Genomic DNA, 24,659 nt, shown 5'->3' on the forward strand with positions numbered 1-24,659 from the left:
CGTATTATGAATGAATTTAATCATTTACTTGCTGTAATCAAAGAGAAACTTATCGATTTTCAGCACAGTAACAAATTGACAATAGAAATTAATGAATTTCAAACTTCTCTGAGAAAAGATATTGATTGGTCAAAAATAGAAATTCCTAAACCTAATATATTAAAAGAAAGATTAAATTTATCCACCTATGGTATGTCAGAAAATACCGAAGTGATTCCTTTAGATTGGCTTGTAATAATTATTGGTAGTTATCTTATTGGTCATAAACTAAACATAAACCAAATTACTCAGGCCCTTAATGCCATTAATTATTATGGTTTCTATGGACTTTTTGAATTATTTGACGTAAAAATACAAAAAATAAAAAATAACGAAGACAGGTTCAATTACTACAAAGGCTTAGTAAAATATCTAAAAGGACAAAGCAAATTTGAAGAAGCTAATAAATGTTTTCGAGAAGTTTTAAGAATCTCTCAAAAATTAGCAAAAACTTCATATACATTTGCACTGCAATCTAAATTAGATTCTGATTATTTACAACGTGATGGACTATGCATTGAATATAGTCAAATCAGTTTCTCACGACTGTCGGATCCTCCAGACCTCAAGCAGCGTTGGGTCCAAATATGTTTAGACACCTATGCTAAGGAAATTAGAAAAATTAATCCAAAACAAAGTATAGAAATATACAATAATTTATTAAATTCAAAGAAATCAATCCATCCTCTAAGTTATCAAAGAATTTCATTCAGATCATTAGAATTGGACATTATTGATTCTATCAATAATAAAAAAATTAGAAAATTAAAAAAAAATTTAGAAAATTATGAGGAACTCCTTAGCGGACTAAATCAAAACCCTAAAGCAGAATATATTCGAAAAATCATTTTTATATCTTTATTACGTAAAGTTGATAAAAATATAGATTACTCTAAAAATAAGTGGTTAAAATATAAAATAAATAGATTAAAAGACGATGATGCTGAATTCATACTTAATAATTGTATTGAAGAAGCGCAAATTTATAAAGATAAAAAACATATGGCTTTAGCCTATCTTGAAAAGTCTTATTGGAGTAAAGGTGAAACAGAAGAAACTAAAACATTAAATGCAATAAATTCTTTGCAAAAAGGTTTATCATTATTTTCCGAAAATAAAAAAACCATCATCAATAAAATATATTCAAATATACTACAGGAACTAGCAGAATCCCATGTTAAATTAAGTAATTGGGATGAAGCATTAAAATATTATCAAAAACTTTATGAATATATTTCCTTTCTCACAGAAGCATTAAATACAGATAAAGAACATATTGATTCTTATATTCAAAAGGGGAAAAAATCTCCTTTTGCGAAAGAATTTGTCGCTTTAACCACTCAAGAAATAAAGAACATAAAATCCTCGTTATTACTAGATTACGCCAAACTAATTAATGTCTTGAACAATTATATGGATAGTATCAGTAGAATACAATCATTACGAATGTCTTTTTTTAATGAAATTGTATTGGAACAAAAACAAATTATAATGCATGATCTCAGCAATGCAACAAACAATATTGAAAGATCAATTAACAACATTGAACTATTTGTTAAAAATTTTTCTAAAAACGGGAATATCCATAATTTTATACCTACAGCCGATTTAATTGAAAATTTAAATGATGCTAAATCAGAAATTAAAAACATTAATCTCATCATTGATGAAAGTTTAAATATCAATTTTGAAAAATTAAATCAACCAGCCGAAATCACGGATCTCAATGAGATAATTAATAATTATATTACTTTAATCAGAGGGACCATTCCTAAACATATTAATGTTACCTTCACTCGGGGAAAAACAATTATAGCAAAGTTTCATTCCACTTTAACAGTTCAATTAATAAGGAATTTAATCGAAAATTCGAAAGAAGTTGGTAAACGAAATCAAATTGCCCCTATTGATATTAAAATAAGTTGTACTCAAAACCATAATAAAACATATTTAATATATAGTGACAATACAAGAGAGTTTTACAATTTTAAAGAAGTAATCAACTCTCTTAATACAAATAAAAAAGTGAAAAGTCTTAAGGATCCAACTAATGGTGGAAACGGTTTAAAAAATCTAAAACAATTCTTAGATATTTACACCCAAAAAGCTCCATGGCTACTCGAAGGTGATGATGAAAAGAAAACGTTAACAATTCCTTTAACAAACTCTATATAATAATAATGAATATTGAATTTCACATTGGACCACGAAATTGTGGAAAATCAGTTTTCGTAGAGCAAAAGATGGAAAACTTTAATAAACTATTTTATATTGCAACTCTACCACAATTTAAAATTTATACCAATACAATTATATCACACAGAAAAAGGAGAAGCCAAAAGTGGACCACAATAGAGTTATCTTTCAACTTGGAAGAAGATATTCATAATATAAAAAAACAGATATACGAATTTTGTCCCAATTGTGCAATTTTACTTGATGGGATCTGGACTTGGTATGTCTTTCAAAATAAGATAGGAAATACAAAAATTAATGCTTTGGCATTTGCAGATTTTATAATCGAAATCGTAAACTCTTTAAATGCAAAATGGTTCTTTGTGGATATCTGTAACCAAACAAAAACAGAGAATGATCTTTATGCAATTCATAATAAAATTATCGAAAAACTAAATATTAATACTATAATCGACTGGAGATATGAATGAATTCAATATTTTATGGATTGATGACGATTGGGTTTCAACATCTGCATCATATAAATCTCTAAACATAATTAAAAATGAACTGGAAAGAGGAAACCCAGATATAAAAATAAAAACAATATCTAATATTGGAATAGGTTTATCTGCCATTATCAGGAGTAATGATAAAAGCAATAATAATACAGATAACAACAAACATTATGACTTGATAATAATTGATCTACAATTTAAAAACATTACTGATCCAGACGAACAGAGATACACAGATTTAATTGAAAGTCTTTCTCTTAAAGGTGTTCCATTTGTTATATATACCAGCCAAAGAAAACCATATGAAAATGATCTTAGAACCATCAAAAAACAATACAAAAACAATTTAATAGGCATTTACGATAAAGCAAGTAAAGGAGATGAGGATTTTATCAAAGATATTGTCACAATATCACAATTCAAACCTCTGACAATTTTGCATTTAAGCGATTTTCATTATGATTCTACCTTAAACGAGATACAAGCTAATCAACAAAAAAAATTATTTTCCACTCTTATAAATTTCCTAAAAAAAGAAAATAATTCATCCCCAATAGATTTTATCGTATTTTCAGGTGATTATGCGAGTAAAATGCCAGAAAAAGATTTATCAGGTTGCGCTGAAATTCTTAGGGAAATAGTCAAGAATACTACAAATGATTTTGATAAACTTTTAATAGTACCTGGCAATCATGATGCATATTGGAACAATTTTTCAAAAGGAGAAACCTCTCAGATTCCAGGTAAATATCTTGAGGAATTTTATAAAAAAGTATTTGATAATTCTTTAAACTTTATTCATCAATTAGTGGGCTACACTAAATTAAATTTTAACCAGTCTACTTTGGATTCATTTTGTTTTACTCAAGAATTCAATCAAGGTAAAATAAAAATATTGGGACTAAATTCAGTATTTTTAGATCCTCACAACAAAGGTATTGGGATGATAAGCCATGATGTCATACAATATATTGAGAATAGCAATTGGGCAAAAGCAGAACCACTGCCTAATGAATTAAGAATAGCTATTTTTCATCATAATATTTTTCCTAATTTTTCCCTCAACAATTTAGATACCAATGAAGGATTAATTAATGCAGGATTGATTATTAACTTACTTACAAAATACAAATGCAATTTGATACTTACCGGACATTCACATTTTTCCAATTTTTTCAATTTATCTTTTTCTTGTTTAAATTATCAAGGATACTCAGAAATACGTCATATAACTTCTATTTGTACCAATACAACCGGCGGATATGCGCCAACAAACGACCGTCAAAGAAGTTTTAATATTATCAAAATATCTCCAACTAACACAAAAGAACTAAAATCATTAAAAATTACCCCCATTTTTTTTGATAGCACAGAATCAGACTGGAAGAAAGGACTTGAATTAAATACATCCATAATCCAGGATTCAATAAGCACCCGGGGACGGGGGTAAAGTGCTATTCAGTTTATGAATGAGATTTTGATTCATTTATCCTTCGGCGTTCTGGTTTCAATTTTCCACATACATAGAACTAAATAACACAATACAACAGGCTTTTATAGCACGGAAAGCAGTTCCAGAGGGCTTTAAAAATAATCACAACACACCCTGCCAACCATTTTCCCTCACAATCGTTATAAAAGAAAACAAGAGATTGAAATGAACAGATTTAAAGATAAAGTTGTGATCGTCACCGGGGCAGCTTCCGGAATAGGAGAAGCTACCACACGGCGCATCGTGTCTGAAGGCGGAACAGTTGTAATGGCAGATTTTGCAAAAGAAAAAACAGCACTTCTGGCACAGGACTTAAAAACAGAAAAAAACGAAGTTTACCCGGTTTATTTCTCTGCCGAAAATCTCGAAAGCTGCCGGACACTGACCGAACTGACACTTGAAAAATACCAAAGGATAGACGTTCTGGTCAACAATGTCGGAGGCACTGATCTGCAAAAAGATAAAAATATCGAAAACCTGGACATCAGTTATTTTGATCAGGCTTTCCATATCAATCTACGTTGTGCAATCTATTTAAGCCAGCTCGTCATCCCGGCAATGATCCGGCAAAAAGGAGGAAATATCGTGAATATAGCCTCTATCGGAGGGATCACCGGAGATTTCAGAGGCACTTACTACGGAGCTGCCAAAGCAGGGATCATCAACTTAACCCGCTACACGGCCACCCAAATGGGAAAACACAACATCCGCTGTAATGCCGTTGCCCCCGGTCTGGTACTGACCCCCGCAGCACTAAGCAATCTCCCGGAAGAAACCCGGAAAATATTTGCCCGACACAACGCCCTTCCTTACCTTGGCCAACCACAAGACATCGCCTCTGTTGTGGCCTTTTTAGCCTCAGAAGATGCAAAATACCTCACAGGTCAAACCCTCATAGCAGACGGCGGCCTGACCATCCACAACCCAACCGTCGCAGATTTCACCTAACTTTAAACCGATCATTTATGAGATACCTAACCCTCAGCCTGCTCACTTTCTTACTGAGCATTCATTTTTCACTACAGGCCTGCACCGGGCTTTCCCTGCGAGCCAAAGACGGGGCTTATATCCAGGCCCGCACCATCGAGTGGGGAGAAAGCTACCTACCCAGCGAATACGTCATTATCCCCAGAGGCAGACAAATAAAAACCTATACCCCGACAGGACTCAACGGAGCAACCTTCCAAACGAAATACGGCGTAGCCGGCCTGGCCATCATACAAAAAGAATTCATTGCAGAAGGGCTCAATGAAGCAGGGCTTTCTGCGGGCCTTTTCTATTTTCCCCGCTACGGAAGCTACTCAGCCTACGACCCGACAGAGAACCTCCGTACTGTAAACGACCTGCAACTGGTAACCTGGATGCTTGCACAATTCTCTTCTGTCGACGAAGTTAAAACAGCCCTTCACTCCATCCGGATTATCGGCATAGACGAGCCCGGCTCCACTTCCACCGTCCACTGGCGCATAGGCGATTCAACCGGCAAACAGGCGGTACTGGAAATTGTAGACGGCATTCCTCATTTTTACGATAACCCTGTAGGAGTATTAACAAACTCCCCCGGATTCGAATGGCACCTCACCAACCTGAACAATTACATAAACCTTTTTCCGGGAGGTGTTGCCCCACACACTTTAAGCAACCTCACTCTGACTGCTTTAGGGGCTGGATCAGGATTTTTAGGATTGCCCGGAGATGTGACCCCGCCTTCCCGTTTCGTCCGGATCAGTTTTTATAAAGCAACAGCCCCCCAGCAGCCTACCGACTTTGAAACTGTCCTCCAATGCTTCCACATCCTCAATAATTTCGACATCCCTATCGGTATAGAACATCCCGTTGGCGAATCCCCCGACCTCCCAAGTGCCACCCAATGGACCTCCGCCATCGATCTCACCAACCGTAAAATATATTACAAAACAGCCTACAACTCAACCATCCGCTGCATCGACCTGAAAAATATCGATTTCAACACAGTTCGCTACCAATCGTTTCCTCTGGACAAAACCCGACAACAACCCATTGAATACCTACACATAGAATAGCATCAAGCTCCCCGTCAATCCCCGACCCCCTCCCGATTCTTTAATCACGGGGACGGGGCTAAAGTGCTATTTTCCAAAAACAGCACTTACCTAGATTTCCGGTAAACATTCCCGCTTTATATAGAACTCCAATTGATACATCCATTTTCCGGATTCGGCATCAATAACCCAAAGAACCACCTTACTTACCTGATAACGGCTTTCTGCCTTTCGGTTTACCTCACAATTCCGGCGTTCACATTCCCCGGACATCCCGTAATTTACTGAAATAAACCAATTACTCGCCTTTCTGCTCCCGCCCACGAATATACACCGAAAAAACAACGCTTGTTCTTACCGTCCGTATTTACAATCTTTCCGTTTATCCCCGTCTTTCCGTTTCTTATTCAGGGCAAAAACAGAGTGATTTTACGATGATAAGGTTTTTATAAAAACAGCGATTGATTATCAACGTATTACAATAGCAGTGATAAGGTTTTTATTTTGTATAATAAAAAAATCGCCGCTACCTTTAAAAGAAAACAACAAAACCTTAAAAACAATACCTATGAAATCTTTACATCGATACCTGTTTCTGATTCTGATCATAAACCTCTCCTGTTTTATGATATCCTGCAAAAACAGCAAAAAACAAAACACAATCGGTTACGGAAAAATGCCAAAGGCCGATACGATTCCTGTTTCACAGGATTCATTATATAAAATCAGTTACAATGAGATATTGGGAATGATTGAAGAAAAATCACCTGTCAGTTTCAAAAGAGCCGTATTTCTCCTGGAATGGGCCTATTTAAACGGAAAACCGGATTACCAAAAATTTTGTACCGAAATAACAAAACATGCAGATAACTTAAAAAGATTTATCCGTCAAAAAGGTATCGGCCAATACCGGACAGCCGGAAACTATGCCCTGTTTGAGTTTTTCACAAAACCAAATTGGATGAACGGGAACAAACCCTACACCTACGATTTTGAAGATTTTACCGGCCGGGAAGACTATACTAAAATATTCATTACAAAACTCATGCAAACCCATACGGGACAATGCCGGTCTTTGCCCATATTCTATAAAATTCTTGCCGATGAAATCGGCTCCGAGGCCTATCTGGCACAAGCTCCAAACCACCTTTACATAAAACATCCGGGAGAAGACAACAGATGGGTAAACATTGAGCTGACAAATGGCCATTTCGCATCCGATCCCTACATCATCTCCTCCATGAACATTTCCGCAGAAGCCATACGAAATAAAATCTATATGGATGCCATGAGTGAAAAACAAAACATAGCATTCCTTTTGTATGAACTGGGCAACGGATATGAAAATTTATACGGATACACTCCGTTTGTACTACAATGCTATAACAAATCACTCCAATACTACCCCCACAACCTGCCCGCCCTTATGGAAAAACACAATGCACTCCGTACGATCGGTTTGGAGTATATCAAAAAAAACGGGGAAAAAACAGATGAATTTTTAAGGGCAAACCACAAAGAATTTAAAGTGACACAGAAAAAGATAGAAGCCCTCGGATATCGCGAAATGACCGAACAACAATACTCAAAATGGCTGAACGATATGGAAGCTGAAAAAAACAAGCAACGCACACAAAACAATACTGACAGTAAACTATAAATTAAAACCGTAATGCAATGAAAACAAAAATCTACATGGGACTTATAACAATCGGCATTTGTTGTTGTCTGTTTACAATCATTCGGAAAAATAAATCTTCCGAAATTACATTCACCGAAAACAAATTGTATAATACAACTTTGCAAAATCAAAATCCTTATTCTATCTTTGGAAGTGACGGCATACTCTTAACGACCGAATACGAAAGGAAAAGAGAGTACAAACTCGATATCACAAACAAAGATAAAACAAGTTCTTTAACAAAACTGGAACTGGATACACAAACGGGGATTGCAACCTTATTCGATAAAAACGGCAAAATCCTCACCCAAAAACAACTCGACACCAAAGAAAAGGCAAGATGGCTGTCCGTTGATCCCCTAAGTGAAAAATATTATGATTTGAGTCCGTACAACTATTGCTGGAACAACCCGACAAATGTTATTGACCCCGATGGCAGAGATAGTTATTTGTTAATTTGGTTTTCGAAAAATAACGAAACAGGCCACGCAGGTATTGCAATAGATAATTATAAACGACAAGAAGCCAGAGATAGAAAAGGAAATATTATTTTAGATAGTAAAGGAAACACTACTTATGAAATGGTTAAAGACGGAACTATGACGTATTATGATTTATGGCCCAATAGTCCAATAGGGAAAACAGAACTACAAAGTAATGTAAAACCTGATTATTCAAAAGGAATAATAATCGACAATTTAGAAGACTTAAAAACGAAAGATCCTACAGGATCGAGGAATGGGAATGTCAGTGCAGAAGGACGGGCAGCCGATGGGATTGTTCAAATTAATACAACCTATGATCAAGATTTAAAAATTCAAGGTTATACGTCCAGAACAGCTAATTCAGATAAAGCATATAATGCAAGTAATTTCAATTGCTCAACATTTGCGGAAAGTTCTCTAAAAACTGTTTTTTCAACTTTGGATGCAAGCCAATATGTAAAAGTTCCTTTTCCACTAAATGTGATGTATCATAATACAAGAATTACAGCACCGAATAATCTTTATAATGCAGTAATGACATTACCTGGTGCTAAGAATATAAAAGGTCCAAAATCTGTTGTCGCCAAACCTTATTTACAATATTATGGAAAATAAAATTACCTCATCCCTGTTTTGTTTCTTAATATTATCTATGAGTTCATGCTCTGTCAGTAAAACGATAAAATTGGAAACGCCTTTTGTTACTGTTGTAAAACTGATAGATGCAGAACAATCTATGCATTTAGATGACGCGATGCAATATATAGATGTAGAACAGGTATATTCAAAATTAGGCTCAAAAAATCCCAAAGAGGATTGGATAAAAATGATTAAATTTCATTATAACCTCGGTAAGGGGAAAAAAAATTCAAACGCTTTTGGATATGGAAATTATGATATAGAAGAAACGATCAAAGGCAACAATGCACAAGTTTATTTCAAAGCAAAAGATAAAAAAGCGAATATTAAAATGATAACTTATGGATTAGAGAAACGTCAAAAGGGATGGATAGTTATTTCTATCAACTATACAAAATAGCTATGCAAATGAAATGTTATTCCAAAAGCACACGGGGACGGGGATAAAGTACTACCAAACAAAGGCAGATATCTCTGAGCGAATCACATCCTGTCAGCTGCCCGAAAAGCAGATAAAGAAGGTGATTATAACTATTTAGATTCTTGACATGCCAATCCCCTTTATATTGTTTTACAAACTTGTCAAATTGGTAACGTGATATAAACTCGATGATTTGGGAGAATACATATTTACCCTGATTCATAATCTTGATGTATTGAAACTACAAGACTAATAAATCACTTTCAAATCAAAAAATCAAAGAACGATCGTATTTGTTTATAAATTAATATTTTAACAACAGTGGTTAGATTTTTATCGCACCACTACTATCTTTAAATCTATGAGAAAATACAGATACAATATATTAATTGGTATCGTATTATTAATGGCAATCTTTCAGGCTCCGTTAATTTATTACTATACCTCCGGCTTAACCAGCCTTTTCTTCATTCCTTATATACTTATAGGTGCAGCATTAACCTTTGGGCTAACCTTTGTTTTAATGAAAAAAAAGCTTATAACCGGCATACAAAAAGCCGGACTTATATCGACAATTGTAATCGGAAGTTTATCGTTATTTTTCGGGCACATCCTCATCGAAAAAATAGATTGGAATTTGCGAAAAAGTACAAGAAATAAAATCGTTGCATTAGTAAAAACAAATCAGCTACAGCCAAATTCATCATATAACAAAAATATCTGTAAGCTAAAACGATGGAATATTCCTCCTATTTCAAACGGAGGAAATGAGATTGTCATTTATAAAACCGAAGACGGAAAATTCACAATCAGGTTTTACATCGACCGAGGTTTTTTGGATCATTATTCTGCTTTTACGTATACTGACAATCCCGCAGACATTAAGATGTTCAAGGAAAAAACCAAAACATATAAAAAAATAGATACCAATTGGTATCGGGAATCTTTTTAATAAGCACACAGGGACGGGGGTAAAATGCTACTGATAATGTCACAGGCAGTACGACTAATGTGGAAGTCAGCCAAGCAATGACCGGTATTGCAGGAAATAAAGGATTGAATTTTGTTACAACCGGACATATTAGGGCAAAAGAACCCGGAATGACAGAATTACTAAAAAAACAACTTTTACATGAATATACAATCCGGGAATTAAATCATAGTCATCCACGGGGAAAAACTCCAAGTGGTAATTATAAGCCAAAACCAAAAGGAGATTTAGGCTTTAAAGAGAGTATAAACAACTATTTGAAATCAAAAGGCATGGCAATCCCCTCTTACAATATATATCACGTACCTACAAAAAAGAAAATACCTTTTTAATACAAACATTTATGAAACATTTAAATTTATATCTGGCCTTTTTTTTCATAAATTTTATTTTTATAGCTCAATCACAGAGCTTAATTGTACCGAAACAACATTTTTCATATACTATTAATGAGTTGATAATTAAAGATAGTTCTTTTTTATCAACATTCGACTCTTTAGTATTTGAGAAAAAATGCCCCAAAATTAAAGATATGACATATAGTTATTTCATAATGAAAATTGAAAAAAAGAATGACGAATGTATTTATGAAATAGGCATGGAAGCTGATGAGAAACCATATATTGATGAAAATGCAATGGGGTATTTTGTTTTAAATAATTACTATTTCTTTGTTTATGGTTGTAATCCCAATAATATTTTCACGATAACTCCAAAAAAGAAACAATTTAATTATAAAATAGACGAAGAATTACCTTATATTGAAGAGTTCCCATATTGTATCTGCATCAATAGATGTTATATTATTTTCAGATTGTTGTCGTGCAAATTCAATGTTATCAACTATTGTAAGACCTTTCATCAAAAGTTCATCATTTCCTTCTGCATTTTTATAATAAAATTCAAAAGTTTTATTTTGCTTATCAGTATTTTTACCCCAAGAAACTTTTGTTTTTGAAACAATATCCTGATGCATATCCGCTATTTTTTTTACAAATACATCTTGAATATTCTTCAGAAATTCAACAATAAAATTATTTTGATCTAAAAAAAGACAAACAACAGTCAATGTTACCAAAACTCCAAAAAAAGTTTGGCTATCACCTAAAAAAGTAGCACACATTACAAAATCAGGAATATAAAATACGCGACCCGGTTACTAATTGGTCAAAACGTTCTAATAAAACATTTGCTTTCTCCACATTATTAAAACAACAAATTGCAGTCCTTTCAGTAGGATCACTTTCTCGCCTATACATTTTCTTATCTCCTACAAAAAAATGATAAGCATCTTTATAAATGGCATCTGGATTTGCTAAACGGATTTTAACTTGCTTACCAAGATACGCTTTCAATATATCCCAGATAGGCTCATTTTTCAAATCAGGTTCATTCTTCTCCAAAACAACTTCAAAATATCCCCCTTTTTCTAAAAAAGTCTTCAAACTCTCCCGCAAATCTTGTAAAGGGTCAAATTTAGCTTCACCTACATTAACCTTCTCCTTTATACAATCGTCAATAATTTTCTTAAAATCATCTCTAAATATAGCAAATCTACCACAATACATGCTAACTTCTTTTGAATGATCCAAAATAACCCCCATAACCATAGCGGCATGAATAGGACTATCATTCAAAATAGGGTCAGAGCTATTATCTGCAATAGCTTTTCTCAATTTTTTCAGATAATTATTATAAGTATCTAAACTATATTTTTCTTGAATATCAGACATAAACTAAATGATTTAAAGAACTGCAAAAGTAATAAATAAATCTAAAACAAACAGAACATAAAGTTTTTTATTTATAAACGAAAATCTCTCAAATATGTTTTGAATATTAAGTCACTTTAAAAATATAGACAATTTTCTTTTTTTGCAAGATTTGTTTGTAAAACTTCATTATTTGTTTTTCATGTTAAAAACGAACACATTAAAAACAAATAACTTACATTTATATATTCCTATCATCATTCCCTACAAACAGACATTTTTTTCAATCTTCTTTTAGCTACTAAGAAAAAAATAATAAACTTTTATTCATTTTAAGCTAAAAGTAAGTTCATTCCTTTTTGTCTCAAATCTGGAAAGACTACAATTGGTAAAGGTAATATTTCCCGATATTCTCTATTGCGAATATTTAAAACGATTGCGGAAAGATTATTTTTAACAAAATATAGATAAAGTACAAAAGATACTGATCTAAGATTATCCAAAATCTTCACATAAAAACACAATAATCAAAACCACCACCATAGCCAAACAAATCTCATGGATAACCTGAAGGCAAAGGGAAGTTTCCTAGTGTTTCGGGAGCTATATATTAAATTTCCAGCTTTCCACCTCTCTTTTCAGAATACTATATATATTGATATCCGCATACTTACCATCTGCCAACAACTCGCCTTCGCGTTCGGTATCTTTCAGAGTAAAAACCAGGCGCTGAGGAATAACATTACTCACCTAATTGCCCACGGCACAGCAGATGTGAATACGGTTCATTCCCCACCCACTAACTGCCTACTCAGACAGATGGCTCACACAACGGGGTATCACCTCCACTTTCCATCCGAGGCAGGAGACACTCTTCTAAATCTCCGGCCTTTTCATTTCCAGATTATTTGGGTTAACATTCACAAGTTACAACAAATTTTAATACAACTCAACCCTTTCATATTTGAAACACACGGGGACGAGGTAAAGTGTTATTTATAAATACCTAGATTTTTAGGATCTTCTCGCTTCGTATGACCGTTATATTCATCATTTATTTCTATTTTACCGGACGAATATGTCCTTAAATCACTTACATCTCCGGTGTTTTCAGGCTTATCAGGAGTTTTATTAATTGACCAATGTCCGGGTGCAATTGAGATTCCTGTGTCATGCCCATAATAACCTGCCAAATCCGTGACGGGACCATGTGCAACGTCAGAACTATTATCTATTTCAAATTTTACATCATAGTGCCATGATGTTCGGGAAGCAGAAAATCCAGGTTCAAATGTTGAAAATCCGTCATCTCCTATGGCATTATCCGGTATGCCATCAGTAATTACTTTCGGTTTGAAAACATAAGGTTGCTTTTTTTACTTATATCTGCAAGATTTCCTTTTTGTGCCTTAAAATAGCGTTTAGCCGTAAGTAATTGAATTATTTTTCTTTGGCTTATTGCTACCGAACGATTATCATTCAATCGGACAGTATTTTTTATTTTTTTATCTGTTTTTCTATTTCGGATTATTGGTCCATTTTCCAAATTTGCAGGTATATATTCCATTAAATAACTTACTATTGATACGGAAAAATAAACTTTAAAAAACATTTCAGTAATATTAAATGCCCAAATACCGATATATGTTTTCTAAAAGTGAAAATAGTCTTGTGAGATATGTCTCCCAATAGTTTTTAATGTACAATAAGAAGCAACCTTTTCAATCTAAAATTACCACCCCAAAAGAAATTTAAACTTTATATAACATAAAATCCCTTTTTACCGTTTTTGCACCAACAAACAAAATCTCTCCGCATTTGAAAATCCGCATTTGTCTCCCCGGGAAATAGGTATTAATACACCTGTAAGGAAAGTGGAATCGGAGTAATTTTACAAAAAACAGAATCTATGGAAACAAACAAAACATTGGCGGAAGATTTCGGGGGTGAACGGGTGGTGAGCAACGGATACGGAGGGTTTATGGAAGGGCTGTTGCAACTGGTGGAGGGCAAAGAGATAGGCGCCCCCCTGGGAGAACAGATTAAAGCATATGCCCTGGGATTTGTGGAGGAACACGACCTGGGCGGGTTTAACCGGTTTTCGGACGAAACGTATGTGAGGGACTATATCGGCAGGGATGCCGGAACAGGATGGGAAGCCATTGTGATGTGCTGGAAAAAGGGCAACCGGACAGCCATTCACAGCCACCCGCAGTTTGCCGGATACACGTTTGCCGACGGCGAGTTTTTGGTGGAAATATTCGAACCTCGCGGAACAGGCGCCCACCCCGTACAACAACTCCATATCACCGGACAATCGGGGCTCTACGCCATCGGCGAAGCCGGGAAATTTACCAACCACATCCACCGTATTACCTGCCTGAGCAAAACCGCCCACAGCCTGCATATCTATTCGGACGATGCACTGAAAGGGCTGAAATATGAAGAGGTGTAGTTTGCCGGCATTCAGAAGATTTTAGATTTATGATTTACGATTGTTGATTATACCCGCCATCCCTCCCTGCAAAAAAGAGGAAGCGTAAATCAGCAATCGTAAATTATCACAGCCGTTCGGTTTTCGGCTGTTCCGGTTTAAATATCCTGTCCAGAATCATTTTGAGGATTTCGCCCCGGAGGATATCGCCCTTATAGAGAATACGCCCCCCGGGAGAGATCAGGAAAAGGGAAGGATAGCCGTTGATGTTGTACAGCCGGCCGGGTTTCGTCTGCTGGTCGCGTTCGGCGACGACAGGCCACGGCAGGGGAACGGTGCGGCTGAAAGCGGCAATATCGGCAGCATTGTCGGCGGCTATGCCCAGAATTTCAAATCCCTGTGCTTTGTAGCGCTCGTAAAGAGCGGGATAGACATTCCGGATTTCATCGCGGCAAGGGCCGCAGGTGGTTGCCCAGAAATCAAGCAAGACATATTTACCCTTGAAATCCCCGGGGAAACGAAGGATGCGCCCATCAGTGGCCGTAACGGTGAAAGGAATAGGCGGGAAACCGACCTGAGTGCCGGCCATCGACGCCGTATCCTTTACGCGGGACAAACGAAGGTAGCGGCCGTCGTCGCCGACGCTGTCGGCTTTGTAATAGGCATCGCCCAGTTTCAGATATTCATTGGGCGCACATTTAAGCAGGGTGTCGGACGACTCACATTCGATCGATGTGCGTTGTTCCCCGTATTGCAGGCCGGAAGGGATCATCCGGCAAATATAGTTTTTCCCCTCCAGAGAGAAGGTTGTTTCTGTTTTTTCCCGGTATTGTACGTACAAAAAAGCTTCATCACCGGACAGCCGCTTGGGAAGGATCCAGGACGAATCGGTTACAGGGCGGTTGCCGTCGAATCGCTCGAAGACAACTTTTACCGGGGAAGTGGCAGCGGAGAGGGGTTGCACCCGGTCGTCGGTAAAGTCGAAGTTCCCATTACCGTCGGCCACAACATATTCCAAACCGTCCTCACCTTCTCCCGTCAACAGGGCGAAATAGCCTTTGCGTTCGACAGGGGAACAAGAATTGGTATCCCTTCCCCATCCCCTGAAATATTCCATACAGAGTTCCTGGCTGACCCGCCCGGCCTTATACGCCTGGAACAGGAGCTGCGGAAAGTCGATATCGTTATAATACAATTGCGAATTTTTCCAACCGGGAATACGTGTTACGGTTTCAGGATGAATACTGGGAAAGGGATTTTTTTCTTCTGAAAGGAATCCGCTGGCCGAACGCGGACGCGAAACCGTGTCCTGCGATTTTGTAAGCGTCAGACGGATGACATCCGTATCCGCCTGCTGCCTCCCTGTGCAACCTGCCAGGCAAGCGAAGATAAACAGTATAATGCAATTTTTCATATTATGATTTATATAATGTTTTACACAACCCGTACTATGCCCAGAAAATATTATGCACCCAATTTAACACAACGCAAACGCAATCAGATATATTGTGATAAAAATCACTTACAAAACCAGGCTGGATTGAATTTAATACAGTTACCAGCAAATATATTAAAATACATGTTACCGACATGACAAGCACTATTTCAGGCGAAGCCGCTCCTCCGAGTTTTTTACGAACTCTATACTGCTTGACATAAGTCGAATTGATACTTTTGTGCCTGCAAATAACATTAATTTCGTGAGCCTTAAATCCATAACACATCAAGCAGTAAACCTCCAGCTCTTCAGGGTTAAGTTTGTCGATATTTTTATTGTCCGGTTCCAATGTATCAGGATCAATAATACGAAGCCGTTTCAGTTCATCAATATGAACAAGATCCGTGAACTTCTTGTAGAAAAGTTCCTTATTGCCTGAATATCTATAAGACAAACCTACTAATCTCCGAATAATATCCAGAAACTCTTTTTTGATGGGTTGATTTTTATGCATAACAATTGTTCTTGTATATCAAAGGTATAACTATTTTTCCTAAAAATATATTCTACGGCTCATTTCTCGCTCGATATTTTGCTCTGTATTTTAATTGTAAGATTTATTATTTTTATATTACTGATTCACAATACATAACACATATCTTTGTAAGATTTATTTTCTTTGATTTTCACTTTATCGCTATTAACTTTGTATAAAACACAAAACACTAATACAATGAATGTTGTCAAGAAAATTATACTGTCTATTGTACTCTGTTCATTCGGGGTGGGCGTATCAGCACAAGTTCAACGTGAAAAAGTCAGTACAGACTTAAACTTCAACAATGCTTATCACGAATTTGCCGATATGCTTGAAGGTAAAAAGCCTTTGTCAATCAAACGAGCCGTATTCTTAACAGAATGGGCTTACCTTGACGGTAAACCAGATTATGAAACCTACTGCAGGCAAATAGATTCAGCAGCCGAAGCAATTAATCAATTCATCTCTGCAAACCACCTCGACCAAATTCCAACAGGTAAAAACGTCGCATTGTTCGAATATTTTGCCCGACCATATCCGATGAACAGGAACAAACCATTTACATACGATTTTAACGATATCAGTGCAACAGAGGATTTAAATAACTACTTTGTAACTAAAGTTATGCGCACTCACTCCGGACAGTGCCGTTCATTGCCAACTTATTACAAAATCCTTGCAGAAGCCATCGGCGCAGAGGCATATCTCACTCTTGCTCCGCAACACTTGTTTGTACGACACCAACACGAAACTGATCCTAATCAGTGGCGAAACGTCGAGCTAACAACCCAATCCTTATCCCGCGAGGTGTTTTATATTGAACATTTCGGAATTACCGACGAGATGATTCGCAATAAAGTCTATATGAATCCACTGTCGGATAAGGAGACTGTTGCTCTTCTACTGACCGATTTAACATTGAGCTATCAGCGAAAATATAATGACTACGACAGCTTTGTTTCTCTGACTATTGAAAAGGCTCTGGAATATTTCCCTCAGAATATCAGTGCGCTTATCAATATGTGTAATGCCATCAATATAAAGCTGATAAATTATCTCAAGTCGAACGGCAAGGTTATGGACGCCTATGCTAAATCAATAGACAATCAGTGGTATGAGTACAACGACCGACTCCAGAAGCTTGGCTATAAGGATATGAGTGACTCTACCTATCGCGAACTATTAAATGGTAGCATACAGGCAATGAAACAGCAGGGAATGAGTGAACAGAAAATTGAGAAAACAACAAACAAACTTCTTGAAGCAGATAAAAAGACAAACCTAAAACCTTAAAAGTTATGAAAATGATTACACTTTCAGTACTAATTGTTGTAACAATATGCGTCAGCACTATTTCTTTCGCTCAAAATTTTGAGCATAAGAATCCTTATGCTATCTTTGGTAAGACATATGTACTTGGAGAAAAGGGGGAAAATGGCAAATCCGCTACGAGTAAAGTTACCGATGCTGTGTTTGTGATTGAGAATACGGCCGCGGACTCGCCTATAGCAAGATTGGAGCACAATACCCGAACAGGTATTGTTATGTTCTTTGATAGGGCAGGCAAAGTGATTGGTGAAAAACAGCTTACCGATGCCGAAAGAGCATGGTTGACTCCAGATCCTAAAGCAGAAAAGTATTACCCGTTCTCGCCGTATGCCTATTGTCTGAATAATCCATTAAGGTTTATTGACCCTTATGGAGAAGATGTATATATGTTATTTTATACTACTGATGATAAAATGTTCAGAGCTGCTGCAGAAACCAGAATGCAAGAGATACAATCCAACAAAAATTTTAATACAAAAACAGACAAGGTTATAATGATAGGGGTCAGTGACATCGGTCTGATTGGAGATATGGTCAATTGGGCTGTAAGCAGTTATAGTGATCAATACGGTAAAACGGCAGAAGCAGGAATTTGGTCACATGCAGGCTGGGATGGTCCTATCGGAGATGTGACTAGTTCCGGCGAATATGGTATGGGAGGTCAGATGTCACTTGAAGGATGGAGCAACATTAACTTTAACTGGAAAAATAGCGATGCAAATATGGGCTTTTATGGTTGTAATACAGGTAATGATACTTATGGAGGGAAATATATTGGTTCTTTCGCACGGAATATATCTAATTTAGATAATTTTAATGGCGTGAACGTCTGGGGACAACAGACATCGTCTTATCCATCCAACAATCCTTTCTATAGAAGCACAAATATGGCCAGAACATTAGGGTATGGCTATGGTATCGGAAATACATATATGGTTGGGGGAAATCCAGGACAAGGAGTACAATCTCATTGGTTTTTACCCGGCTCATATCCACCCGCCAATCCAATGAATGTATATCAAAATGGACGCAAGATCAGGAGTGCTTTTCAAAATAGATAGACATGAAAAAACTAATAAATATAGTAACCATCATCGGGTGTTTCAGTTCGTGCAGATACCAAAATAAAATAAATATAGATTTTGGGGATTTAAATCCGAAAAATTTTAATATTAAGGTCACAATGCCCCCTAACATCCTCAAACAACCTATCTATAGCGATGGCGTTTATCATTCAATACCCAATGAGTATGGCGAGAATGATTGGACTATTACTTATCGTGATTCATTGAGTTGTAAATTCAGGCATTTTAAAACTAATCGCAGAAACAAGCATAAATACAGATTTAGACTGTATGAAAAAAAACATGACTTGTTTTGTGAAGTAGATATCAAAGGCCCCAATAAACAGTCCATGATTATTAAATTTGAAAAAACCGATTTTAAAATTATCCACCAAAATCGGATTAAATCAAAATGACTCATCAGTGAAATATCTACTCCGGCTTCACCCAAATGAATGCTGACAATAACATGGATATGATAAACATTAATATCTGCGTCATATTTTTCATATCATACTACTGAGACTCCTGGGATAAGATAAATGTATTTTTATTTTTTAACAACCGAAAGCATCTTTTTTTGTCCGGCAGGAATTAGCCGCCCGTTTACAAGGGCTTTTGCTTCATTTTCCCTATCTTTGCGCCATTATCGGGTGCGGCCGCAGATAGGCCGGCGGACTAAAGAAAACAGCGTGTACCGGAGGCTTTTTATAACATTTGTCAAGACCGGGATGTTTACCATCGGCGGAGGATATGCCATGATCCCGCTTACCGAACGGGAGGTGGTAATGCCGATATTGCTATAGTGCAGCTGCGGATTTTTCGAACCGGGAATACATGTTACGGCTTCCGGAGGAATACCGGGAAAGGGATTTTTTTCTTCTGAATTCTAAAAAAGAAACTATTAAAAATATGCGAGAGAGATGAAAACAATAATTTACATATTTTTTTCGACTTTTCTGTTTTGCGCTATGGATTTAAATGCTCAATGTCAAATACATATCGACACCATCTCGTTTTGCTATTTCAATGGGATTACTGAACAAACCCAAATAATAGATAATTACCAAATAACAAATAACTCAAACGAAGATTATTTAACTTGGGTGTCATTAGTTCCGACAAATAACAAATCAAACATCGAATTGATACAGGATTTTTTTAAAAAGAGGAAAGGCGATTTCAGCCTGATTGAAATGATGTATGAAAACTTATTAGACGAGGGACCAATTAATATAGGATACTCATTTATTAAAAATATTACAGCAGGTAAAACGTTTTCCTATTTCATTGCCAAAACAGACATAAAATCAAATCTTTATCAAGGAAGAATTGTTCTTATAAAGAAGAAAGAAGTTGAACAGTATTTAAAAATACAAATTGATGAAAAATATTTTTTTAAATTACCGAGTATTTTTTTAACTGAAAAGTAATTTATCAAAGAAATTGCCCTGCAAATGCGGGGCTTTTCTTTTCGGGAGGAGTTTTTTGGCGGCTTTGCCTTTCAAAATGAATGCTGACAATAACATGGATATGATAAACATTAATATCTGCGTCATATTTTTCATATCATACTCCTGGGATAAGATAAATGTATTTTTATTTTTTTACAACCGAAAACATCTTTTTTTGTCCGGCAGGAATTAGCCGCCCGTTTACAAGGGCTTTTGCTTCATTTTCCCTATCTTTGCGCCATTATCGGGTGCGGCCGCAGATACACCGGCGGATTTAAGAAAACAGCATGTACTGGAGGCTTTTCATAACATTTGTCAAGATCGGGATGTTTACCATCGGCGGAGGATATGCCATGATCCCGCTGATCGAACGGGAGGTGGTGAACCGGGGATGGCTGAACAAACAGGATTTTATAGACCTGTTTGCCGTAACCCAGTCGCTGCCGGGAATTTTCGCGGTGAATATTTCGATATTCGTGGGCTTTAAGCTGAAACGGGTGAAAGGGAGCATTGTTTGCGCCCTGGGCACCATACTGCCCTCTTTTTTTATCATACTGGCAATTGCCCTGTTTTTTAACCGCTTTCAGGACAATGTATGGGTGATGAAGGTTTTCAACGGCATACGCCCGGCAGTGGTGGCCCTGATCCTGGTGCCCTGTATTACGGCAGCCCAGGCTGTAAAACTGAAACGGGCGGAACTCATCTTCCCGCTGGCAGGGGCCGTGCTGATCTGGAAGGCCGGGGTGTCGCCCGCCTATATCGTGCTGGCAGGGATTGCCGGAGGACTGGCCTATACGTTTTGGATCAAGGATAAAATCAGAAAGGACAAAGGATGATTTACTGGCATTTGTGGTGTGTGTACCTGAAAATCGGCCTTTTCGGCTTCGGTGGCGGATATGCCATGCTGTCGCTTATCCAGTATGAGGTGGTGGATAAGCACCACTGGCTGTCGTTGCAGGAATTTACCGACGTGGTCGCGATCTCGCAGATGACACCCGGCCCCATCGGTATCAACAGCGCCACTTACATCGGCTATATGGTGACAGGCAATGTATGGGGATCGGTTATCGCCACGATTGCAGTATGCCTCCCCTCTTTCCTGCTGGTGTTGCTGATTTCATTCTTTTTTGCCAGGTTTAAAAAGAACAAATACGTAGCTGCCGCTTTTACGGGCCTGCGGCCGATGACGGTAGGGCTGATTGCCGCCGCTGCCCTGATTATGATGAACGGCGAGAATTTTATCGATTACAAAAGTGTCCTGATTTTTGCGGCCGCCTTTTACCTGACGTGGAGATACAAGGTACACCCCATCCTGATGATCTGTATGGCCGGAGTGGCCGGCGTGATTTTGTACTGGTAAAAAAAGGGCGTGCGGTTATTGGTTTACGGTTTCAGCGGGGAAGCCGTTCAGAGAATAATTACTCCTGAAAAGGTTTACCGGATTTTTAACTCCGGCGCCCCTCTGCTTTTCTGACGTTATACTTTTCTCTCCGCCAATCAAAAATCAGCAACCGTAAACCGTATATCCAAACCTCTATCCTTTTTTCAACGGAACAATTTCTCCCAATGCAGGAATAGCAACGGGGATATTGCGTTTGCGGGCTTCTTCGGCAAACACTTTGGGCGGATCGCTCAACGGTTCGTCCGACAGGTCGAAAGTGCCGTAGTGCATGGGGATCGTTACCCGGGCATTCATTTCGGCCGATGCCGTCAGCGAATCGTAGGGAGAGATGTGGTTGGGCTGCATAAACCAGCGCGGTTTGTAGGCCCCGATACCCAAAAGCGCATAATCGGGCGCACCGAAAAGCTCGGGTATCTCCGTAAAATGCCTGGAATAGCCAGTGTCTCCGCTGTAATACACCGACAAACCGTTGGCCTGCAACATAAAAGCCCCCCAAAGGCGCTGCCCGCCGTCGTGTACAGAGCGTTTGCTCCAATGCTGGGATGGCAGGAAGGTTATTTTCAAGCCGTTGTCCTCGATCTGCTGGTACCATCCGGCCTCGATGACCTCCATTTCCGGGAACCAGCTTTTTACCAGGCTGCCGGTGCCCAATCCGCAGAACAATTTCATCTCCGGATTGTTCCGGTACAGAAGAGTAATGCTTTTTTTATCCATATGATCGAAATGATCGTGGCTGATAAGCAGGTAGTCGATATTTTTAAACACCGAAGGGTCGACAGGCAACTTGCTGCGGCGACGCACAAAAGGAATGTTGCCGAACACGGGATCGAACATGAGCCGCTTGCCGCCGAACTGCATAAAAAAAGAATTGTGCCCCAACCACACCAGCGAATCGCCTTTTATATTTTCGAGGGAGTGGAGGTAGTTCATCCGGGGATCCCATTTTTCGCGGCGCTTCTCCTTGCGCTGGGGATTGAGTGACAAACGCCATTTGAGGACGTTCCCGATGCCGGTTGCAGCCCGGTGCTGGCGATTGACAAAACGCCCCCTTACAACCGGATTTCCCCGCCAATATGGCTTTACAGTAAGCAGTCCTTCGTTTTTCCGGAAAGATATATGTTCCCCCATTTTCGTTCAATCATTTAACGATACAAAAATAGACAGCCGACGGGAGTATTCCGAGTTATCACAATATAAAAAAAATTAAATTTCTCACAAAGAGCTTTCCCGCCGGAAAAAACCAGGCGCAAGGGCGGTTGGCAGCAGGGGGGGAATTGTAGATTTACGATTTATGATTGTAGATTTACGATTTATGATTGTTGGTTATACCTACAATTTTCCCCTGCCCAAAAGAGAATCGTAAATCGTCAATCAACAATCGTAAATTGCTTTAGTTTTCCCAACCGCCGCCGAGGGCTTTGTAAAGGTTGACAACGGCGATCAGTTCGTCGCGGACAGCATTGTTGAGGCCGATCTGGGCATCGAAATAACCACGCTGGGCGTCGAGCACGTCGATGTAGCCGATGACACCGTTGATGTATTGCAGGTTGGCCAGTTGCAGATAGGAACGGGCAGCCTCTTCCAGATTGGCACGCGACTGCCGGATTTCCTCGATCTTACGGCTGGATACCAGCGCATTGTTTACTTCTTTAAAAGCCGTGAGTACGACCTGCTGATAGGCATAGCCTTCCTGCTCGGCCACCGCCTGAGCCGCTTTGTACTGGGCCCGGTTTTTACCCATATTGAGCAGGGGAGCCGCTAATTGTCCGCCCAGGAAAAAGAAAGGCGTCTGGAAGAAGTTCTCCCAGTGGTTATTTTCCAAGCCATACTGGGCCGACAGGGTCAGTTTGGGAAACATATTGGTGTAAGCCATCCCTCTTTTGGCAACAGCCGCTTTGAGCCGGTATTCGGCCTGACGGATATCCGGACGGCGCTCGAGCAAAGCAGAAGGAACCCCTACAGGCAGCAACCGGGGCAATCCCTGCTGACGGATGCCCTCTCCCCGGCTGACCGTGCCGGGGTATTGCCCCGTAAGCAGGCAGATATCGTTTTCTTTCAGTTTGATTTTCCGTTCCAAATCGGGCACCAGGGTGGCCGCACGCGCCAATTCCACCTGAGCCTGGCGCAAGGAGGTTTCGGAGGTCAATCCTCCCTCATAGCGCAGTTTGGCCAGGTGTACCCCTTCCTCACGGGCTGCCAGAGTACGGCGTACGATTTTGAGTTCTTCGTCCAAGGCGCTCAATTCGAAATAAGCCTGGGCCACCTGGGCGATAATGGTCATCTGCAGGGCACGACGGCCTTCAACGGTTTGCAGGTATTGCGCTATCGCTGCCTGGTTTCCCCAACGTAAACGTCCCCATAAGTCGGCTTCCCAGGATAACATTCCTTTGATTTCAAAAATATTCTCGGGCGTATAGTCGTAATCCCGCTGTCCGCCGGCCTTTGCGTCGACCCGCGGAAAAATATCCGCTTTGGCTATCCGCCTGGAGGCTTCGGTTTCCCTGACACGGGCAACCGCGATCTGCATGTCTTTGTTGTAAGCCAACGCCTGCCGGATCAATCCCTGTAAGACTGTATCGGTGTATAAGTCCCACCATTTTAAATCACTTACCGAAGCCGAATCGGTTTTCACCCCGGCTTCGATCCGGTCCGGCAATCCCAGTTCCGGACGGGTATATTCTTTCCCGATTTTGCAGGAAGTCAGCGCGACTCCCGACAACAAAACGATCATTATAAATTTATACATCATAATTCCCCTTTATTTCCCGCATATCCTGCGGTTTTATCAGATAAACATTGCATTCCCGGCACAGAGCAAGAATCTTT

General features: G+C 38.6%; 27 protein-coding genes and 1 pseudogene. 18 read left to right on the plus strand and 10 right to left on the minus strand.

Going from position 1 to position 24,659, the window contains the following annotated elements; all coding sequences use genetic code 11:
• Nucleotides 1–6 precede the first annotated feature (6 nt).
• The 5 genes from BN8908_RS12830 to BN8908_RS12850 all read left to right on the plus strand — a co-directional run bounded on the left by BN8908_RS12830 (nucleotide 7) and on the right by BN8908_RS12850 (nucleotide 6,266).
• On the plus strand, nucleotides 7–2,214 hold the full coding sequence (locus BN8908_RS12830; protein ID WP_068690971.1) for a HAMP domain-containing histidine kinase: 2,208 nt from the start codon (nucleotides 7–9) through the stop codon (nucleotides 2,212–2,214).
• A 5-nt stretch (nucleotides 2,215–2,219) separates the two neighbouring features.
• On the plus strand, nucleotides 2,220–2,705 hold the full coding sequence (locus BN8908_RS12835) for a bifunctional adenosylcobinamide kinase/adenosylcobinamide-phosphate guanylyltransferase (protein ID WP_068690972.1): 486 nt from the start codon (nucleotides 2,220–2,222) through the stop codon (nucleotides 2,703–2,705).
• A complete protein-coding gene (locus BN8908_RS12840; RefSeq protein ID WP_068690974.1) occupies nucleotides 2,698–4,182 on the plus strand; it encodes a metallophosphoesterase family protein in 1,485 nt (494 codons plus the stop codon). The genes BN8908_RS12835 and BN8908_RS12840 overlap by 8 nt, the downstream gene beginning before the upstream one ends.
• Before the next feature lie 207 nt (nucleotides 4,183–4,389).
• Complete coding sequence (gene hdhA, locus BN8908_RS12845) at nucleotides 4,390–5,172, plus strand: 7alpha-hydroxysteroid dehydrogenase (protein WP_068690976.1); 783 nt, start codon at nucleotides 4,390–4,392, stop codon at nucleotides 5,170–5,172.
• 17 nt (nucleotides 5,173–5,189) lie between these two features.
• Nucleotides 5,190–6,266, plus strand: a complete 1,077-nt coding sequence (locus tag BN8908_RS12850) for a linear amide C-N hydrolase (protein WP_068690978.1) — start codon at nucleotides 5,190–5,192, stop codon at nucleotides 6,264–6,266.
• A 90-nt stretch (nucleotides 6,267–6,356) separates the two neighbouring features.
• On the opposite strand, the gene BN8908_RS18580 is transcribed toward BN8908_RS12850, so the two are convergent.
• On the minus strand, nucleotides 6,357–6,518 hold the full coding sequence (locus BN8908_RS18580; RefSeq protein WP_021989222.1) for a hypothetical protein: 162 nt from the start codon (nucleotides 6,516–6,518) through the stop codon (nucleotides 6,357–6,359).
• Nucleotides 6,519–6,813: 295 nt separating this feature from the next.
• Between BN8908_RS18580 and BN8908_RS12855 the strand changes: the two genes are divergently transcribed.
• The 3 genes from BN8908_RS12855 to BN8908_RS12865 are packed head-to-tail and all read left to right on the plus strand — an operon-like array spanning nucleotide 6,814 to nucleotide 9,450.
• Complete coding sequence (locus BN8908_RS12855; protein ID WP_068690980.1) at nucleotides 6,814–7,905, plus strand: hypothetical protein; 1,092 nt, start codon at nucleotides 6,814–6,816, stop codon at nucleotides 7,903–7,905.
• A gap of 17 nt (nucleotides 7,906–7,922) precedes the next feature.
• A complete protein-coding gene (locus BN8908_RS12860) occupies nucleotides 7,923–9,026 on the plus strand; it encodes an RHS repeat-associated core domain-containing protein (protein WP_235837438.1) in 1,104 nt (367 codons plus the stop codon).
• Nucleotides 9,016–9,450 carry a hypothetical protein gene (locus tag BN8908_RS12865; protein ID WP_235837439.1) on the plus strand — a complete coding sequence of 145 codons (435 nt, stop codon included), beginning with the start codon at nucleotides 9,016–9,018 and terminating at the stop codon, nucleotides 9,448–9,450. The genes BN8908_RS12860 and BN8908_RS12865 overlap by 11 nt, the downstream gene beginning before the upstream one ends.
• A gap of 16 nt (nucleotides 9,451–9,466) precedes the next feature.
• Here the strand turns inward: BN8908_RS12865 and BN8908_RS12870 are convergent, their stop codons facing one another.
• Entirely contained in the window at nucleotides 9,467–9,694 is a 228-nt protein-coding gene (locus tag BN8908_RS12870) for a DUF4372 domain-containing protein (protein ID WP_068690981.1), read from the minus strand.
• Between the two features lie 138 nt (nucleotides 9,695–9,832).
• Between BN8908_RS12870 and BN8908_RS12875 the strand changes: the two genes are divergently transcribed.
• Together BN8908_RS12875 and BN8908_RS12880 are read left to right on the plus strand one after the other, a co-directional pair.
• On the plus strand, nucleotides 9,833–10,423 hold the full coding sequence (locus BN8908_RS12875) for a hypothetical protein (protein WP_068690983.1): 591 nt from the start codon (nucleotides 9,833–9,835) through the stop codon (nucleotides 10,421–10,423).
• A gap of 59 nt (nucleotides 10,424–10,482) precedes the next feature.
• On the plus strand, nucleotides 10,483–10,794 hold the full coding sequence (locus BN8908_RS12880) for a JAB-like toxin 1 domain-containing protein (RefSeq protein WP_074042469.1): 312 nt from the start codon (nucleotides 10,483–10,485) through the stop codon (nucleotides 10,792–10,794).
• Between the two features lie 419 nt (nucleotides 10,795–11,213).
• Here BN8908_RS12880 and BN8908_RS12885 read toward each other — a convergent pair whose 3' ends face one another.
• From BN8908_RS12885 to BN8908_RS12900, 4 genes are all read right to left on the minus strand, one after another.
• On the minus strand, nucleotides 11,214–11,585 hold the full coding sequence (locus BN8908_RS12885; protein WP_068690986.1) for a hypothetical protein: 372 nt from the start codon (nucleotides 11,583–11,585) through the stop codon (nucleotides 11,214–11,216).
• Nucleotides 11,586–11,592: 7 nt separating this feature from the next.
• Complete coding sequence (locus tag BN8908_RS12890) at nucleotides 11,593–12,195, minus strand: hypothetical protein (RefSeq protein WP_068690988.1); 603 nt, start codon at nucleotides 12,193–12,195, stop codon at nucleotides 11,593–11,595.
• A 582-nt stretch (nucleotides 12,196–12,777) separates the two neighbouring features.
• On the minus strand, nucleotides 12,778–12,924 hold the full coding sequence (locus BN8908_RS18585; protein WP_154670138.1) for a hypothetical protein: 147 nt from the start codon (nucleotides 12,922–12,924) through the stop codon (nucleotides 12,778–12,780).
• A gap of 592 nt (nucleotides 12,925–13,516) precedes the next feature.
• Nucleotides 13,517–13,786, minus strand: coding sequence for a hypothetical protein (locus BN8908_RS12900; protein ID WP_148453327.1), 270 nt, complete (start codon nucleotides 13,784–13,786; stop codon nucleotides 13,517–13,519).
• Nucleotides 13,787–14,083: 297 nt separating this feature from the next.
• Here BN8908_RS12900 and BN8908_RS12905 point away from each other — a divergent pair, with 297 nt between their 5' ends.
• On the plus strand, nucleotides 14,084–14,629 hold the full coding sequence (locus BN8908_RS12905; protein ID WP_068690994.1) for a cupin domain-containing protein: 546 nt from the start codon (nucleotides 14,084–14,086) through the stop codon (nucleotides 14,627–14,629).
• A 106-nt stretch (nucleotides 14,630–14,735) separates the two neighbouring features.
• Here BN8908_RS12905 and BN8908_RS12910 read toward each other — a convergent pair whose 3' ends face one another.
• Both BN8908_RS12910 and BN8908_RS12915 read right to left on the minus strand, forming a co-directional pair.
• On the minus strand, nucleotides 14,736–16,022 hold the full coding sequence (locus BN8908_RS12910) for a peroxiredoxin family protein (protein ID WP_068690996.1): 1,287 nt from the start codon (nucleotides 16,020–16,022) through the stop codon (nucleotides 14,736–14,738).
• Between the two features lie 34 nt (nucleotides 16,023–16,056).
• The gene (locus BN8908_RS12915) at nucleotides 16,057–16,560 is read right to left on the minus strand and encodes a hypothetical protein (protein WP_068690998.1); all 504 of its coding nucleotides are present in this window, start codon (nucleotides 16,558–16,560) and stop codon (nucleotides 16,057–16,059) included.
• Nucleotides 16,561–16,779: 219 nt separating this feature from the next.
• Between BN8908_RS12915 and BN8908_RS12920 the strand changes: the two genes are divergently transcribed.
• The 7 genes and pseudogenes from BN8908_RS12920 (at nucleotide 16,780) to BN8908_RS12950 (ending at nucleotide 21,791) form a co-directional block, all read left to right on the plus strand.
• A complete protein-coding gene (locus BN8908_RS12920; RefSeq protein WP_068691000.1) occupies nucleotides 16,780–17,877 on the plus strand; it encodes a hypothetical protein in 1,098 nt (365 codons plus the stop codon).
• A gap of 5 nt (nucleotides 17,878–17,882) precedes the next feature.
• Nucleotides 17,883–18,974, plus strand: coding sequence for an RHS repeat-associated core domain-containing protein (locus BN8908_RS18825; protein ID WP_148453329.1), 1,092 nt, complete (start codon nucleotides 17,883–17,885; stop codon nucleotides 18,972–18,974).
• 2 nt (nucleotides 18,975–18,976) lie between these two features.
• Nucleotides 18,977–19,393 (plus strand): hypothetical protein, encoded by a 417-nt coding sequence (locus tag BN8908_RS12930; RefSeq protein WP_068691003.1) that lies wholly within the window; start codon nucleotides 18,977–18,979, stop codon nucleotides 19,391–19,393.
• 276 nt (nucleotides 19,394–19,669) lie between these two features.
• Nucleotides 19,670–19,765, plus strand: a pseudogene (locus BN8908_RS19175) (chromate transporter); the annotation flags it as partial.
• Between the two features lie 135 nt (nucleotides 19,766–19,900).
• Nucleotides 19,901–20,410, plus strand: coding sequence for a hypothetical protein (locus tag BN8908_RS12940; RefSeq protein ID WP_068691007.1), 510 nt, complete (start codon nucleotides 19,901–19,903; stop codon nucleotides 20,408–20,410).
• 308 nt (nucleotides 20,411–20,718) lie between these two features.
• Complete coding sequence (locus BN8908_RS12945; protein WP_021989245.1) at nucleotides 20,719–21,267, plus strand: chromate transporter; 549 nt, start codon at nucleotides 20,719–20,721, stop codon at nucleotides 21,265–21,267.
• A complete protein-coding gene (locus tag BN8908_RS12950; protein WP_068691010.1) occupies nucleotides 21,264–21,791 on the plus strand; it encodes a chromate transporter in 528 nt (175 codons plus the stop codon). Before BN8908_RS12945 ends, BN8908_RS12950 begins: the two co-directional genes overlap by 4 nt.
• A 174-nt stretch (nucleotides 21,792–21,965) precedes the next feature.
• Here the strand turns inward: BN8908_RS12950 and BN8908_RS12955 are convergent, their stop codons facing one another.
• Together BN8908_RS12955 and BN8908_RS12960 are read right to left on the minus strand one after the other, a co-directional pair.
• A complete protein-coding gene (locus BN8908_RS12955) occupies nucleotides 21,966–22,961 on the minus strand; it encodes an MBL fold metallo-hydrolase (protein WP_021989247.1) in 996 nt (331 codons plus the stop codon).
• 262 nt (nucleotides 22,962–23,223) lie between these two features.
• On the minus strand, nucleotides 23,224–24,582 hold the full coding sequence (locus BN8908_RS12960) for an efflux transporter outer membrane subunit (RefSeq protein WP_068691012.1): 1,359 nt from the start codon (nucleotides 24,580–24,582) through the stop codon (nucleotides 23,224–23,226).
• Nucleotides 24,583–24,659: the final 77 nt, after the last annotated feature.

It is taken from the genome of Culturomica massiliensis (assembly GCF_900091655.1).
In the GTDB taxonomy this organism is placed as follows: Bacteria; Bacteroidota; Bacteroidia; order Bacteroidales; family Marinifilaceae; genus Culturomica; species Culturomica massiliensis.